At 68.4% G+C, this 16,018-nt stretch carries 13 protein-coding genes; 8 read left to right on the top strand and 5 right to left on the bottom strand.

Going from position 1 to position 16,018, the window contains the following annotated elements:
• Positions 1 to 776: 2-C-methyl-D-erythritol 4-phosphate cytidylyltransferase (gene ispD, locus JWQ05_RS04175; protein ID WP_299654927.1), on the bottom strand; the 776-nt coding region annotated here is incomplete at its 3' end.
• Positions 777 to 961: 185 nt separating this feature from the next.
• Here ispD and dusB point away from each other — a divergent pair.
• Genes dusB through JWQ05_RS04195 form a run of 4 tightly spaced genes read left to right on the top strand, consistent with a single transcriptional unit; the run spans position 962 to position 5,237 of the window.
• Positions 962 to 2,011, top strand: coding sequence for a tRNA dihydrouridine synthase DusB (gene dusB / locus JWQ05_RS04180; RefSeq protein ID WP_299654930.1), 1,050 nt, complete (start codon positions 962 to 964; stop codon positions 2,009 to 2,011).
• Positions 2,008 to 3,162 (top strand): ATP-binding protein, encoded by a 1,155-nt coding sequence (locus JWQ05_RS04185; RefSeq protein ID WP_299654933.1) that lies wholly within the window; start codon positions 2,008 to 2,010, stop codon positions 3,160 to 3,162. The genes dusB and JWQ05_RS04185 overlap by 4 nt, the downstream gene beginning before the upstream one ends.
• Positions 3,163 to 3,171: 9 nt before the next feature.
• Positions 3,172 to 4,638 carry a nitrogen regulation protein NR(I) gene (gene ntrC / locus JWQ05_RS04190; protein ID WP_299654936.1) on the top strand — a complete coding sequence of 489 codons (1,467 nt, stop codon included), beginning with the start codon at positions 3,172 to 3,174 and terminating at the stop codon, positions 4,636 to 4,638.
• Positions 4,635 to 5,237 (top strand): DUF6886 family protein, encoded by a 603-nt coding sequence (locus JWQ05_RS04195; protein WP_299654939.1) that lies wholly within the window; start codon positions 4,635 to 4,637, stop codon positions 5,235 to 5,237. The genes ntrC and JWQ05_RS04195 overlap by 4 nt, the downstream gene beginning before the upstream one ends.
• Before the next feature lie 75 nt (positions 5,238 to 5,312).
• On the opposite strand, the gene oxlT is transcribed toward JWQ05_RS04195, so the two are convergent.
• Together oxlT and JWQ05_RS04205 are read right to left on the bottom strand one after the other, a co-directional pair.
• Positions 5,313 to 6,587, bottom strand: a complete 1,275-nt coding sequence (gene oxlT, locus JWQ05_RS04200; RefSeq protein WP_299654942.1) for an oxalate/formate MFS antiporter — start codon at positions 6,585 to 6,587, stop codon at positions 5,313 to 5,315.
• Positions 6,588 to 6,684: 97 nt separating this feature from the next.
• Complete coding sequence (locus JWQ05_RS04205; RefSeq protein ID WP_299654946.1) at positions 6,685 to 8,283, bottom strand: gamma-glutamyltransferase family protein; 1,599 nt, start codon at positions 8,281 to 8,283, stop codon at positions 6,685 to 6,687.
• Between the two features lie 206 nt (positions 8,284 to 8,489).
• Here JWQ05_RS04205 and JWQ05_RS04210 point away from each other — a divergent pair, with 206 nt between their 5' ends.
• From JWQ05_RS04210 to hflX, 4 genes are all read left to right on the top strand, one after another.
• Positions 8,490 to 10,865 carry a PAS domain-containing sensor histidine kinase gene (locus tag JWQ05_RS04210; protein WP_299654949.1) on the top strand — a complete coding sequence of 792 codons (2,376 nt, stop codon included), beginning with the start codon at positions 8,490 to 8,492 and terminating at the stop codon, positions 10,863 to 10,865.
• Positions 10,862 to 12,232, top strand: a complete 1,371-nt coding sequence (locus JWQ05_RS04215) for a sigma-54 dependent transcriptional regulator (protein WP_299654952.1) — start codon at positions 10,862 to 10,864, stop codon at positions 12,230 to 12,232. The genes JWQ05_RS04210 and JWQ05_RS04215 overlap by 4 nt, the downstream gene beginning before the upstream one ends.
• 156 nt (positions 12,233 to 12,388) lie before the next feature.
• Positions 12,389 to 12,643, top strand: coding sequence for an RNA chaperone Hfq (gene hfq / locus JWQ05_RS04220; protein ID WP_009866358.1), 255 nt, complete (start codon positions 12,389 to 12,391; stop codon positions 12,641 to 12,643).
• 125 nt (positions 12,644 to 12,768) lie between these two features.
• Complete coding sequence (gene hflX, locus JWQ05_RS04225) at positions 12,769 to 14,184, top strand: GTPase HflX (protein ID WP_299654970.1); 1,416 nt, start codon at positions 12,769 to 12,771, stop codon at positions 14,182 to 14,184.
• A gap of 109 nt (positions 14,185 to 14,293) precedes the next feature.
• Here the strand turns inward: hflX and JWQ05_RS04230 are convergent, their stop codons facing one another.
• Complete coding sequence (locus JWQ05_RS04230; RefSeq protein WP_299654976.1) at positions 14,294 to 14,854, bottom strand: fasciclin domain-containing protein; 561 nt, start codon at positions 14,852 to 14,854, stop codon at positions 14,294 to 14,296.
• Positions 14,855 to 15,056: 202 nt separating this feature from the next.
• A partial coding sequence (locus JWQ05_RS04235) for a transporter (RefSeq protein ID WP_299654973.1) occupies positions 15,057 to 16,018 on the bottom strand: 962 nt, incomplete at its 5' end.

Here is a 16,018-nt window from a genome sequence, read left to right on the forward strand (position 1 = left end):
CGGGTGACATAGGTGGTCATGGTGTGGGCCTCGCTCTGGGCGGTGGGGTGTTCGCCGGAGAAACCGCGATCGGCCTCGATCAGGTCGGCGGGCTGGGTGATCTTGCGGTTGCGCGGATCGCCCTCGAAGACGACCACGGACAGGCCGGCCCATTCGGCCAGTGCGCCGTCGTCGGTGAAGCCGTGCAGGTCGGCCTCCGCCGCGCGCCGGTGCGCATCGCGCAACGTCGGATAGGCAAAGGCCTGGGGCGTCTGAACCGCGCGCAGGCGCTCGCGCACGGGCGTCTCGCGCACCCGGCCGCTTCCGTTGCCGAGGTCGTCAACGAGCTTGATCGTATCGGTGACGGCGATGCCGGGCACGGCGGCTTGGTGGTCGCGTCCCGCGATCAAGGCGCGCTCGATCAGCGCGAGATCCACATGCGGGCGCGCGGCGTCGTGCACGAGGACGAGGTCGGGGGCACCAGCACCGTCGAGGGCCTCGAGGCCCGCGCGGACCGATTGCTGGCGGGTCGCGCCCCCTGGCACCGGCGCGGCGAGTTTGTCACGCGTCGCGGCGTCGAGGTCGTCGAGGCATGCGCGGTAGAATTCGGCGGCGTCGGGGGCGATCACCGGCTGAATGCGCATCACGCCCGGATGGGCGGCAAGCGCCGCCAGCGTCCGCGTCAGCACGGCCTGTCCGCCGACCCGGCGGTACTGCTTGGGCGTATCGCCGCCGATGCGGATTCCGCGACCGGCCGCCACAACCACAGCTGCCGCATTCCACGCGGTGCCGGACATGAGTATGCTCCCGCGCTTCGAGTTCGTTAAACGACGACCCTGAGGTGTATCGCCGCGCGATCGAACCTCCGGCGCCGCGACAGCCCGCAAGGCAGGGCGGCCTGTCGTTTAAGCGCGGGAGAGAGCGAAATCAAATCCACGGAAGCGCTTGCACGCCGGGCCGATTTGTCTATTTGTTGGGCACAATGTCATCTGATGCTTATTTGAGCGTCCTGCGCTCGCCGAGGATCGTTGGAGGACCCGCCGAACCGGGCGGCTGGTCCGTTCCGGTGCTGCTCGCGCCGCTGTCCGGCGTCACCGACCTGCATGTCCGGCGCATCGCCCGGCGCCTCGGCGCAAGCGCCGTCGTGTCCGAGATGGTCGCGGCGGCCGAACTGGCCCGGGGCGACCAGGAAGCGCAGCTGCGCGCCGAGGGCAGCGGCGTCGATCCGCACATCGTCCAGCTCGCGGGCTGCGCGCCGGTGCCGATGGCCGAGGCGGCCCGGATCGCGGAGGCCAACGGCGCCGACGTGATCGACATCAACATGGGCTGCCCGGCCAAGGTCGTCACGGGAATCGCCTCGGGCTCCGCGCTGATGCGCGACATCGAGGGCGCGACGCGCATCCTCGCCGCCGTGCGGGCAGCGGTGCGGATTCCCGTCACGGTGAAGATGCGCCTCGGCTGGGATCACGCCAACCTCAACGCGCCGGACCTCGCACGCCGGGCGGAAGGCCTCGGGCTCAATGCTGTGACGGTGCATGGCCGCACGCGTCAGCAATTCTACAAGGGCGAGGCCGACTGGCACGCGATCCGGGCCGTGGTCGAGGCGGTGGCGATCCCGGTGATCGCCAATGGCGACGTCACCACCATCGACGAGGCCCGGGCCTGTCTCGCGCGCTCGGGCGCCGCCGGGATCATGGTCGGCCGGGCGGCGGTGGGCCGGCCCTGGCTCGTCGGCGCCATCGCAGCCGGCCTCGCCGGACGCCCCGCGCCGGTCCTGAGCGCCGCCGACAAGGCCGCCCTGGCCGTCGAGCATTACCAAGGATTGCTCGCCCTCTACGGGCTGCGCATGGGCGTGCGCCATGCGCGCAAGCATCTCTCGGCCTATGCGGAGGCCGGAGGCGGGTTGAGCGGAGAGGGGCGCATGCGCCTGCTCACCAGCACCGATCCCGCCACGGTCATCGCGCTTCTGACGCTCGCCTTCACGGAAAGCGGCGAGGACGCCGTGCGTCACACGATCGGGGAGGCCGCATGAGTTCGGGCAAGCCGGTGGCCGGCCGCGGCGGGCCGAAGGCCGATCTTCCAGCACCCACAAGCGAGGCGGTGATTAACGCCCTGCCGCTGCCCGTGCTGACGGTGGGGACCGATGACCGCATCCTGCACGTGAACCATGCGGGCGAGACGTTCTTCGATCATTCCGCGCGGCTGATGCAGCGGCGGCGCCTGTCCGACATCATCCCCTTCGCCTCGCCGATCATCGCGCTCGTGGCGGAGGTCCGCCGGCGCCGGGCCAGCGTCAGCGAATACGGCGTCGAATTGGTGCAGCCCCGGTCCGGCCTGGAGCGCAACGTCGACGTGTTCGCCACGCCCCTCGGGGACGACGACGACGTGGTGGTGCTGATGCTCCAGGAGCGCACCATCGCCGACAAGATGAACCGCCAGCTCACCCACCGGGGCGCGGCCCGCTCGATGGTCGCGCTCGGCGCGATGCTCGCCCATGAGATCAAGAACCCGCTCGCGGGCATTCGCGGCGCGGCGCAGCTCCTCGAGCAATCCGGCACCGAGGACGATCGCCTGCTGACCCGGCTCATCTGTGACGAATCCGACCGGATCGTGCGCATCGTCGAGCGCATGGAGCTGTTCGGCGACGAACGCCCCGTGGAGCGCAGCGCGGTGAACGTGCACGGGGTGCTCGACCAGGTGAAGCGCTCGGCGCAGTCGGGCTTTGCCCGGCATATCCGCTTCGTCGAGACCTACGACCCTTCGCTGCCGCCGGTGCTCGGCAACCGCGACCAGCTCGTGCAGGTCATCCTCAACCTCGTGAAGAACGCATCGGAAGCCATCGGCGCAGACGCGGTCGACGGGGAGATCACCCTCTCCACCGCCTTCCGCACGGGCCTGCGCCTCCAGGTGCCGGGCTCGCGCGAGCGCGTCAGCCTGCCCATTGAGGTGGCGGTGCGCGACAACGGGCCGGGCGTCTCGGCGGACCTGCTGCCCGATCTGTTCGATCCCTTCGTCACCACGAAAGCGCAGGGCTCCGGCCTCGGACTTGCATTGGTGGCCAAGATCATCGGCGATCACGGCGGTATCGTCGAGTGCGATCCGGTCCCGCGCCGAACCACCTTTCGCCTTCTTCTTCCCATGTCGAGCGCTCGCGACGGGCGCGAATCGTCCGCGGAGCCGTAGAGTCGCGTCATGCCCAACGGACACATCATCGTCGCGGATGACGACGCCGCCATCCGCACCGTTCTCAACCAGGCCCTGTCGCGGGCGGGCTACGAGGTCCGCTCCACCGGCAACTGCGCCACGCTCTGGCGCTGGGTCGCCGAGGGCGCGGGCGACCTCGTCATCACCGACGTGGTGATGCCGGACGAGAACGTCTTCGACCTCCTGCCGCGCATCAAGCGCGTGCGGCCCGAACTGCCGATCATCGTGATGAGCGCGCAGAATACGTTCATGACGGCGATCCGCGCGTCGGAGCGGGGCGCCTACGAGTACCTGCCCAAGCCCTTCGACCTGAAGGAGCTCATCGCCATCGTGGGGCGCGCCCTCTCGCGGCCACGCGGGACACCTGTTCAGGGCGCCGACCCCGGCAACGAGGACATCCCGCTCGTCGGGCGCTCGCCCGCCATGCAGGAGATCTACCGGGCGCTCGCCCGGCTGATGCCGACGGATCTCACCGTGATGATCACCGGCGAGTCGGGCACCGGCAAGGAACTCGTCGCCCGCGCGCTCCACGATTACGGCCGGCGCCGCACCGGCCCATTCGTCCCCGTCAACATGGCCGCCATCCCCCGCGACCTCATCGAGTCCGAACTCTTCGGCCACGAGAAGGGCGCCTTCACCGGGGCGCTCGCGCGCTCGGCCGGCCGCTTCGAGCAGGCCGAGGGCGGCACCCTGTTCCTCGACGAGATCGGCGACATGCCGATGGAGGCGCAGACGCGGCTCCTGCGCGTCCTGCAACAGGGCGAATACACCACCGTCGGCGGACGCGTGCCGATCAAGACGAACGTCCGCATCATCGCGGCGACGAACAAGGATCTGCGCGTCTCGATCCAGCAGGGGATTTTTCGCGAGGATCTGTTCTTCCGCATCAATGTGGTTCCGCTGCGCCTTCCGGCCCTGCGCGAGCGCTCCGAGGACGTGCCCGATTTGATCCGGCACTTCTTCGTCCTGGTGGAGCGCGAGGGCCTGAGCCGCAAGCAGCTCGACGGCGAGGCCATGGAGCGTCTGAAGCGCTACCGCTGGCCCGGCAACGTGCGCGAACTCGAGAACCTCGTCCGGCGCCTGGCCGCCCTCTACCCGCAGGAGACCATCACCGGGCCGGTGATCGAGGCGGAACTCGACACGCTTCCCCTGGCCCAGAGCCAGCCGAACGGGTCGGGGTCGGGGCCACGCAAGCCTGGAGGCGAAGCCGAGACCCTGTCGGGAGCCGTCGAGCGGCACCTCGCGGAGTATTTCGGCGGCTACCGCGACACGCTGCCCCCACCCGGCCTCTACCACCGCATCCTGCGCGAGATCGAAGGTCCGCTGATTGGCGCGGCACTCGCCGCCACGCGGGGAAACCAGATCCGCGCGGCGGAACTGCTCGGCGTCAACCGCAACACCCTGCGCAAGAAGGTGCGGGATCTCGACCTGCAGGTGTTCCGCAACGCGCGGTGATCCCACCCCATGCCGGCTCCCGGGGCACGCTGTTCCATTTCAGCGAGGACCCGGACATCCGGGTGTTCGAGCCGCGGCCCGTCCGAGTCGCGATCGATCGCGGTTCGGACGGCGCCTGGCTGAACGGCCCCCTGGTCTGGGCCATCGATTCCGCCCACAGTCTCCTCTACCTGTTTCCCCGCGACTGCCCGCGCATCGTGATCTGGCCGACAGCCAGGACCTCGGCGCAGGACCGGGCCGACTGGTTCGGGGACGTCACCGCCCGTGCCGTCGCCTATGTGGAGGAGGATTGGCGCGACCGGATCGCTGGGGGCGTGATCCATCGCTACCGGATGCCGCCGGACGGCTTCGCCGCCACGGGTGACCCCGGCACCTGGGTCTCGCGCAGGGCCGTCGTCCCGAGTGGTCTCGACACCCTTCGGGACCTGCCGGCTGCGATGGCGGCCGAGGGCCTGGAGCTTCGCTTCCTGCCACGCTTGACGCCGCTCGCGCCGATCTGGCGGACGAGCCTTCACGCGAGCGGCCTGCGCCTGCGCAACGCCAGGGATTGGGTGACGCCGGAGGGCGGCCCACCCCGGCCGATCATGCCGACGCGTTGAACCCGGATGGCGTAATAAAAAGCGCGGGCGGGTTACCCCGTCCGCGCTTGCGTCGTCTTCGATCCGGCGGGTTCGTTAGGCCAGGGCGGTCTTGCCCATCGGCACGGGTGCCTCGGCCATCCCGAGCCAGCGCCGGCGCATCGGCTTGAGCACGAAGTAGGCGAGGATCGCGGTCAGCACGTCGAGGGTGATGATGATCGCGAAGACGGGCAGCCACGAGCCCTGCGCGGCGTAGATCCAGGCCGCGATCGGGCCGCCGAAGAGCGAGCCGATGCCTTGCGCCATGTAGAGGAAGCCGTAGTTCGTCGTGGCGTGCTTGGTGCCGAACGTGTCGGTGAGGATGGAGGGGAACAGCGAGAAGATCTCACCCCAGGCGAAGAAGACCACGCCGGAGAGGAGCGCGAAGGCGTAAGGGTTTTCGCGGAACACCAGCAGCAGTGCGATGGCCGCCGCCTCCGCCGCGAAGGCGATGCCCATCGTATTCTCGCGGCCGATCTTGTCCGAGACCCAGCCGAAGAAGGGCCGCGTCAGGCCGTTGGTGATGCGGTCGAAGGTGAGCGCAAAGGGCAGGGCGACGAAACCGAAGATGATGGCGTCGGCCACCCCGAAATCACGGGCGAAGGAGGCGAAGTTGGCCACCACCATCAGGCCGCCCGTGGACATCATCGTCATCATGACGAACATCAGCCAGAATAGCGGCGTCCGCAGCATCACCTTCGGGGCGGTGTCGTGGGCGCAGGTGGAGAGGTTGCGGGCGGGGGCCGGCAACGCCTCGCCGGCACGCGGCGCCCGCAGGCCGAGGGCGGCGAGCGCCCCGATGGCGCCGAGCACGATGCCGAACACGGTCAGCGTGTAGCGATACCCCGATGCGGTGAGCATGTCGCTGATCGGGAAGGTGCTGAGCATCGCGCCCATGCCGTAGCCGGCGGCGACCACGCCGACGGCAAAGCCGCGCCGGTCGGGAAACCACTTCACCATCAGGCCGACGATGCCGACATAGACGATGCCGGTGCCGAGCCCGCAGAACAGGCCGTAAGTGGCGTAGACGCCGAGCAGGGTGTCGACCCGGGCGGCGAGCACCCAGCCGAGCCCGGACAGGATGGCACCGAGCGCGATCATCAGCTTGGGGCTGAACCGGTCGATCAGGTAGCCCTGCACCGGCGAGAAGAAGGTCTGCAGCACGATCAGGATCGTGAAGGTCCACTGGATCTGGGGCAGCGTCGACCCGGTCGTGGCGATCAGGGGCTTGGTGAAGAGCGTCCAGACATATTGCGGGCTGGAAATCGCCATCATGGCCACGAGGCCGAGGCCCAGTTGCAGCCAGCGTTGGCGGGAAAGCGGCGTATCCATTATTCACTCCTTGCGACGCGGAGACGTCGCAAGGATGATGCCAAAACGTTGCTACGTAAAGCTTTGTTGTACAACGTATTCGCGAAGGTCCGGACGACTACAGCCCTTCCGCGCCGCCGTCGGAACGTGGATCGTGCACGGCTTGGATCGAACCGTTGCTCGGATGGCGCACGAGCATGCCCGCGTGACCGAGCGAGTCGATATAGGCGCCGCCGAGTTCCTCGATCTCGTGACCGAGCTTGCGCAGCGCCGCGATGCAGGCCGGATCGAAGCGATCCTCGACTTTGACGCTCAGGGATTCCGCACCCCAGGTCCGTCCGTAGAGCAGGCGCGGGGCGTCGACGGCCGCCGCCGGGCTCATCCCGTAATCGGCGTAGCGCGCGAAGATCTGCGCCTGGAATTGCGGCTGCCCGTCGCCGCCCATGCTGCCGTAGGACATCACCCGGCCGTCGTCGAAGCAGGCCAGCGCCGGGATCAGGGTGTGGAAGGGCCGGCGGCCGGGCTCCAGCGGGTTCACCGCCTTGGGGTCGAGGGAGAACGAGGTGCCGCGGTTCTGCCAATGGATTCCGGTCTTCGGCAGGACGAGCCCGGAGCCGTATTCCCAGTAGATCGACTGGATGTAGGACACCGCGAGCCCGTCGCGGTCGATGGCGCCCATCCAGACCGTGTCGCCCTCGCCGGGATTGCGCAGGGGGATGCTGGCGGCGCGGTTCCGGTCGATCTGCGCGGCCTCCCGGTCGAGACGCTCGGGCGTAAGGAAACTGGCCGGATCGACGTCGAGCCGGTCGTAATCGGTGACGATCCGGTCGCGGATCGCGAAGGCGCGCTTCGTCGCCTCGATCAGCCCATGGTAATGCGCGGTGGTCTCGGGCTGGGCGATGCGCAGGCGGTCGAAGATGCCGAGGATCAGCAGGGCGGCGATGCCCTGGGTCGGCGGCGGGAAGTTGTACAGGACCGCATCCCGTCGGCGGATCGAGAGCGGAGCCCGCTCGCGTGGCGCGTAGGCTTCGAGGTCGGCCCGGGTCACCGGCGTGTCGAACCGCTCGAGGTCGGCAGCGATCTCCCGGCCGAGATCGCCCTTGTAGAAGTCGTCGAGTCCCGCGTGCGCGAGCTGGTCCAGGGTGCCGGCCAGCGCCGGCAGCTTGCGGAGCGCGCCGGCCACGTAGGGCTTGCCTCCATCAAGGAAGGTCTCGGCGAAGTGCGGCTGGTCGTGCAGCGTGTCGAGTTCCTTCGGCACGTAGCGCGCCTCCGAAGGCGAGACCGCGACGCCGTCGCGCGCGTGCCGGATCGCATCCGCCAGCAGGGTGCCGAGGGGCAGGCGCCCGCCCAGGGCCTTCGAGAGGTCGAGGGCGAGGCGCCAGCCCCCGATGGCACCGGCCACGGTCAGCGCCGCGTCGGGTCCGCGCGAAGGCAGGGTGTCGTAGCCCTTCTCCCGGTAGCGCGAGATCGTGGCGAGGCGGCCCGCCGGACCGCAGGCCTCGATGCCGCGCACGCGGCCCCCGCGCTCGCGCACCAGCCAGAAGCCGTCGCCGCCGATTCCGTTCATGTGCGGGTAGACCACCGCGATCGTGGCCGCCATCGCGGTCATGGCCTCGATCGCGTTGCCCCCTTGCGCGAGGATGTGCTGGCCGGCTTGCGCCGCGAGACGGTGAGGCGCGGCGACGGCGGCCGTGGCGAAGACAGGCGTGTCTGACATTCTGCTCTCTGGGAAAGGATCGGTCGTAGAATATTGTATTTTGTACCGGCGTCGACCGGGACCTGGGTTTGTCCCGTGTCGGCGGTCTCAAGCGATGCCGGGCAGACACCCAGCGGCCCGGCAAGACGCTGAGTCCCCCCGCTTCTACGTCGGCCCGAGGCCGATTCGTATTAATTTCGCCACACTGTTGTGGCGGTGCATCAGGCATGCCGTGGCTCCGTTCCTTCCGCAAATCCGGCCCTCCCGAGAGGGGGCCAGGGCCCGTCGAGACGGCGCCCGACGCGGACAATGGGGCGGGCGACCTCTCGGCCGTGGTGCGGCCGCCGCCGCGCGGCCCCGGCCTCGTCGGCGCACTCGTCGTCGTGACCGCACTGGTCTCGGCCATCGCCACCTTCCTGATCCTGGCCGGCGTGATCCGGGTGACCCCGACGCCCACGGTCGGCCTGACGCTGCTCGGCATCAACGTCTTCCTCGTGCTCGGCCTCGTTGTGATCATCGCCTGGGAGGCCCGGGTCTTCCTGTATGCCCGGCGCACCAACGCAGCGGTGGCGCGACTTCATACCCGCATCGTCGGCCTGTTCAGCCTCATCGCGATCCTGCCGACCGTACTCCTGGCGGTGGTGGCGGCGGTGACGATCGATCGCGGCCTGTCGCTCGGCTTCACCGACCGGGTGCGGGACGTGGTCCTCAAATCCGTCGAGGTGGCGGACGCCTACCAGGAGAACCAGTGCCAGAGTCTCGCGCGCGAGGTCCGCATCCTGGCCGACGACCTCACGCGGGCCAGACCGAACTTCGACGTGAACAGGACCTGGTTCGAGAACTTCCTGACGACGCGGGCCACGGCCCTGGGCCTGCCGGTGGCCGAGATCATGCGCGGCCCGACCGAGGTGGTGGCGCGGGCCAATATCGATACGCTGAAGGACAGGCGCCTGCCCTCGGCCGCGGCCTTCGAGGATGCAGCCAAGTCCAGCGATCCGATCTGCCTCGTGCCGAGCGAGGGCCGGGTCTTCGCGGCTCTCTTCCGCATGACCGCCTATGACGGCGCCGTGCTGCTGGTACAGCGCGAGGTCAGCCAACTCGCCGTCGAGTTCCCCGGCGTCTCGCGCGCGGCCGCCGCCGAGTACCTGACCTACGATTCCCTGAAGCGGTCGATCCAGATCAGCTTCGCCTCGGTCTTCGTGCTGATCGCGCTGATCGCGCTCCTCTCGGCGGTCTGGTTCGGCCTCAACTTCGCCAACCGCTTCGTCGCCCCGATCCGGCGCCTGATCAACGCCGCCGATCAGGTGGCCTCGGGCAATTTCTACGCGCAGGTCCCGGCCCGAAAGAGCGACGGCGATCTCGCGCACCTCTCCGAGAGCTTCAACAAGATGACGCAGGAGCTGCGCCGCCAGCACGACGGGCTGACGGCGGCGAGCGACCTGATCGACCGGCGCAGGCGCTTCACGGAGGCCGTGCTGTCGGGCGTCTCGCCCGGCGTGCTCGGCGTCGATGCCGCCGGCCTCGTCACCATCGCCAACCCGTCCGTGGAGCGCACCCTCGGCCTCAGCGCGGACGCCATCGTGGGTAAGCCCCTGACCCAGGTCGTGCCGGAACTGCAGGCCCTGTTCCCGGAGGGAGCGGAAACGCGCCTGCGCACCATGCAGCAGCAGATCCAGATCACCCGCGACGGGCGGGAGCGAACCGTGACGGTGCGGGTGACGAGCGAGCAGGCGCAGGGCGGTGCGCGCGGCTTCGTGGTGACGCTCGACGACATCACGGACCTCGTCTCGGCCCAGCGCACCTCGGCCTGGGCGGATGTGGCCCGCCGCATCGCCCACGAGATCAAGAATCCGCTGACCCCAATCCAGCTGTCCGCCGAGCGCATCCGGCGCAAGTACGGAAAAGTGATCGTCGCGGACAAGGACGTATTCGACCAGTGCACGGCCACGATCATCCGTCAGGTGGACGAGATCAAGCGCATGGTCGACGAGTTCTCCTCCTTCGCCCGTATGCCAAAGCCGGCGATCGCGCAGAACGACCTCAGCGAGATCACCCGCCAGAACCTCTTCATGATGCGGGTGGCGCACCCCGACATGGATTTCTCCTTCGGCGAGGACGGCGACGAGCGGGTGCTGGCGGCCTTCGACATTCGCCTCCTGTCCCAGGCGATCACCAACATTCTGAAGAACGCCGTCGAGGCAGTGCAGGCGGTGCCCGAGGCCGATCTCGGCAAGGGCCGGGTCGATGTCCGCCTCGTCCTGGAGGATGGGTTCGCCGTCATTGAAGTGACGGACAACGGCAAGGGTTTTCCCGCCGAGGGGCGTCAGCGGCTGCTGGAGCCCTATATGACGACCCGCGAAGGTGGCACGGGCCTTGGGCTCGCCATCGTCAGCAAGGTTCTGGAAGAGCATGGCGGCGGGATCGAGTTGAACGACAACCCGGAAGGCCGGGGCGGGCGGGTGCGGATGCGTGTGCCGCGCGAGACGCCCGGTGACCCATCTCCTCACGCCGACAATCACACGACGCCGGAGGGCAAACCCTTCGTGCGAGACGAGAAGGGCGCCGCACGGACGGCCCCCCCCATCGCGGAGATCCAGTCATGAGCGCCGATATCCTGATCGTCGACGACGAGGCCGACATCCGTGACCTCGTGGCCGGCATCCTCGACGACGAGGGCCATCGCACCCGCACCGCAGGAGGCTCCGACGAGGCGCTGGCCGCCATCGAGTCGCGCCGGCCCCACCTCGTCTTCCTCGACATCTGGCTGCAAGGCTCGCGCCTGGACGGGCTTCAGGTACTCGACCAGATCAAGGCCGGGCACCCCGACCTGCCGGTGGTGATGATCTCCGGCCACGGCAACATCGAAACCGCCGTCGCGGCGATCAAGGCGGGCGCCTACGACTTCATCGAGAAGCCGTTCAAGGCCGACAGGCTGATCCTGGTGGCCGAACGCGCGCTGGAGGCCTCGCGCCTCAAGCGGGAGGTGCGTGACCTCAAGGCCCGGTCGGGACAGGCGAGCCGGCTGGTCGGCGCCTCCGTCGTCGTCAACCAGCTGCGCCAGACCGTGGAGCGCGTGGCGCCCACCAACGCGCGTGTGATGATCCTCGGCGCGCCGGGCTCGGGCAAGGAGCTCTCGGCGCGCACGCTCCACGCCATGTCGACGCGGGCCAATGGTCCGTTCGTGGTCATCAACGCGGCGACGATCACGCCGGACACGATGGAGGCCGAGCTGTTCGGCGTCGAGGGCGGCGAGGGCCGGGTCCGGCGGGTCGGCGCGCTCGAGGAGGCGCATGGCGGCTCGCTCTACATCGACGAGGTCGCGGACATGCCGCGGGAGACCCAGAACCGGATCCTTCGCGTCCTCGTCGACCAGAACTTCCAGCGCGTCGGCGGAACGGCGCGAGTGCACGTGGATGTCCGGATCGTGTCCTCGTCCTCGCGGGATCTGGCCGAGGAGATCGCGGCCGGCCGCTTCCGGGAGGATCTGTTCCACCGCCTCTCGGTGGTGCCGATCCGGGTGCCCTCGCTCTCGGAGCGCCGCGAGGACGTACCGGAACTGATCAGCTTCTTCATGGAGCAGATCTCGGGCGCCACCGGTCTTCCGCGCCGACGCATCGCCGAGGACGCCATGGCGGTGCTGCAATCGCACGACTGGCCCGGCAACGTCCGGCAGCTGCGCAACAACGTCGAGCGCCTGATGATCCTGACCCATACCGACCCGGATCAGGAGGTCACCTCCGAGATGCTGCCCACCGAGATCGGTGCCCTGGTGCCGACCACCCCGAACGGTTCGGGAGGCGAGAAGCTGATGAGCCTGGCTTTGCGCGAGGCCCGAGAGATCTTCGAGCGCGAGTATCTCGTGGCGCAGATCGCGCGATTCTCGGGCAACATCTCCCGGACGGCGGAATTCATCGGCATGGAACGCTCCGCGCTCCACCGGAAACTCAAATCTCTCGGGATCGGCCCCTGAGGACGGCCGAGCGATGCACTTGCATCGCGGCGGCAACACACGTGTAATGGCGGCGGATCAGGTCGAAGTCGAAGTCCCTCGACCGATCTAACCAGACGAATTGATGAGAAACCGCCCGGTGTGGCGGGCGGCAGCGTGAATCAAGGATAAGAAAAAATGGCGGGCGAACGCGCTCAAAACCTCCAGGACACGTTCCTGAATCATGTTCGCAAGAACAAGATTCCGCTGACCATCTTCCTCGTCAATGGCGTCAAGCTGCAGGGCGTCGTGACGTGGTTCGACAATTTCTGCGTGCTGCTGCGCCGGGACGGTCATTCCCAGCTCGTCTACAAGCACGCGATCTCGACCATCATGCCGGGTCACCCCGTCCAGCTGTTCGAACCCGACGAAACCGCGCCCGACAAGGCTTGAGAGACGCCCCCGGACCGCGCGAAATCCGACCGAGGCGCGTCGAAACGTTTGCCGCGCCCTTGTCTGCGGCCGGCAAACGCCCATTGTCCTGAAGAGACACAGGACAGGGTCGAACAAAGAACTTCATGACGGAACCGATGACACCCGGCGAAGCCCGGCTCCAGGCGATGGCCGCCCCCGAAGGCGACCTCGCGGCAGCAACCCACACCCTCGTCATTGGCCCCTATCTTGGGCGTGCCGCGGCCGCGGCCCGGGGCGCCCCAGGCAGCACGCCGGAGACGCTCCGCTCGACGGAAGCCCGCCTCGACGAGGCGGCCGGTCTCGCCGCGGCCATCGAACTCGACGTGGTCGAGGCGATCGTGGCCCCGGTCCAGCGCATTCGGCCTTCCACCTATCTCGGCAAGGGTCGCGTCGAAGAACTCGCCGGCGTGATTAGCGCCCGCGAGATCGGCCTGGTGGTGATGGATTGCGCGCTCTCGCCGGTGCAGCAGCGCAACCTGGAGAAGGCCTTCGGCTGCAAGGTCATCGATCGCACTGGATTGATTCTGGAGATCTTCGGTCGGCGCGCCTCGACGCGCGAGGGTACGCTGCAGGTCGAGCATGCGCATCTGGCCTACCAGAAGAGTCGCCTCGTGCGCTCCTGGACCCACCTTGAGCGCCAGCGCGGTGGCTTCGGCTTCCTCGGCGGCCCGGGCGAGACGCAGATCGAGGCCGATCGGCGCATGATTCAGGAGCGTATGACGAAGATCGAACGCGAGCTCGACAGCGTCACCCGCACGCGCGGGCTCCACCGCCAGAGCCGGGCGCGGGTGCCGTACCCGATCGTCGCGCTCGTCGGCTACACCAACGCGGGCAAGTCGACGCTGTTCAACACCCTGACCAAGGCGCAGGTCATGGCGCAGGACATGCTGTTCGCCACCCTCGACCCCACCGCCCGCGCCACCAAGCTGCCGCACGGTGAGACCGTCATCCTCTCGGACACGGTCGGCTTCATCTCCGAGTTGCCGACCTCCCTGATCGCGGCCTTCCGCGCGACACTGGAGGATGTAATCCATGCCGACATCCTGCTCCACGTGCGCGACGTCTCGCATGTCGACAGCGAGGCCCAGGCCGAAGACGTCGGCGCCGTGCTGCGCGAACTCGGGATCGAAACGTCCGCTTCCCGGATCATCGAGGTCTGGAACAAGTCCGACCTTCTCGAAGAGGCCGAGCGGACCCGTCTCCTGAACCTCAGCACGCATGGGCGCAGCGACCGGGACAGCGATGCGCCGGTCCTGGTTTCGGCGCTCACGGGCGAAGGCCTCGGCGTGCTCACCGCCCGCATCGAGGCGCGGATCGCGCGCCAGCGCTCGACCTTCGCGGTGGTGCTGCCACCCGAGGATGGGGCGGCGCTGCACTGGCTCTACGAGAACGCGGAGGTGCTCGACCGCCGTGAGGAGGAGGGGGGCACCATGCACCTCGCCATCCGGATCGCGCCCGAGAAGGAGCCGCGCTTCCTCAACCGCTTCGAGGGCGCGCGCCGCCTCAACCGGGTAGGATGACGACGCCGCATAGCCGAGCCATCCCAAACACGAAGAAGCCCCGCGATCCTCGAGGATCGCGGGGCTTCTTCGTTCAGCCTCTTCGCCCTGTCGCGCGAGCGTTCAATGGTTAGGGCTGCAGAACGCCGTTGATGACGTGGATCACGCCGTTCGACTGCATCACGTTGGCGACGGTGACGGTGGCAGTGCTGCCCTTGGCATCGGTCACGTAGACCTTCTTGCCCTTGGACTGGATCACCAGGGGCTCACCCTCGACGGTCTTGAGCTGAGCCTCGCCACCGCCATCCTTGGCGAGCTTCATCAGGTCCTTGGCGGTGTAGGTGCCCGGAACCACGTGATAGGTCAGGATCTTGGTCAACGTCGCCTTGTTCTCGGGCTTCACCAGCGTCTCGACGGTGCCGGCCGGAAGCTTGGCGAAGGCGGCGTTGGTGGGGGCGAACACCGTGAACGGGCCGGGGCTCGCCAGGGTGTCGACGAGGCCGGCAGCCTTCACGGCGGCGACGAGCGTGGTGTGGTCCTTCGAGTTCACCGCGTTCTCGACGATGTTCTTCGAGGCGTACATCGGCGCGCCGCCGACCATCGGGTTCTTGGCGAGCGCGGCGGCCGGCAGCGCGGCGCCGAGCGCGAAGGCGAGAGCGGCGGATGCCAGGGCGCGGTGGGTGATCTTCATCATGAGCATGTTCCTCTTCGTCGTCCCTCGTGTGGGGTGACTGAGGCGCTCTACGGGGCGGTTGCGCGAAAAGTTTCAGCGCATCCCACGAGCCGGCATCAAATGACACGCAGCAACGCGAGAAGCCGCCGATCCGTGAGGACCGACGGCTTTTTTGAGGCGCCGAGCGGATGATCGGGGCGCGAACCCCGATCCGCCGTTCTCAGTACTTGCGGACGATCGGGGCGGCCGACGCGACGACCGGGGTCGGCGAGTACAGCGGCACGATCAGACGGCCCCAGACTTCGGTGGTCTCGGTGCCGCGGACGGCAGTCGCAACCGTACGGGCAGCATAGACCTGAGCGGTGACCGGTCCGAAGTCGTAGCCAATGAGACCACCGACCGAGAACGAGCCGCGGTTGCCGGCGGCGAGGCTGAAGGCGCTCGTGTCGAAGTTATAGGTGCCGTAACCGATCGCACCGATCTCGAACTTACCGAACTTCTTGGTCGCGGTCAGGTCGAGGTTGAGCGAGTCGGAGATGCGGAACGGGCCGCGAGTGGTCGGGAACGCAACGGTTCCGACGGCACCGCCGGGGAAGGCGGCGGGCGAGTCATAGATGTTCGCGGTCAGGTTGGCGGTCAGGTTGTAACCGTCGCCGGTGTAGCTGCCCGCAACGCCGAAGCGGTAGGTGTTCGAGGCCAGCTGCGGCAGGACCGGAGCTCCGCCGAAGCCGCCGTTGTTCTGGACGAGGACGCCGCGGTCGCCGTTGAGCTCGTTCAGGTAGACACCGCCGAGCAAGCTGACGCCGAAGTTGTTGCCAACATCGAAGGCCCAGATGCCGCCGACGAAGGTGCCCACGTTGATCGAGACGTCCTTAAGGCCGGTCGGACCGTTGCCCTTACCGAAGGTGAACACGGTCGGGGGGGCGACGAGCAGCTCGACGCGGCCGCCGAAGGGAACGAACGGGGTCGACCACACGAGCACCGGGACGTTGACACCGACGTCAACGGCGCTGGAGCGGCTGGTCTGGCGGTAGACGAAGGTGTCGAGCGCATAAATGCCCTCGGGGAGCGGCGCGCCGGTGGCGAGGCCGACCTGCTCACCGGGGACGGTGGTGGTCTGTGCGTAGGAAGCCGTGGAGGTCATGCCGACGGTGAGCGCCAGCGCTCCGGCTGCGAGCCAGG

This window comes from Methylobacterium sp. (genome assembly GCF_028290105.1).
GTDB lineage: Bacteria > Pseudomonadota > Alphaproteobacteria > Rhizobiales > Beijerinckiaceae > Methylobacterium.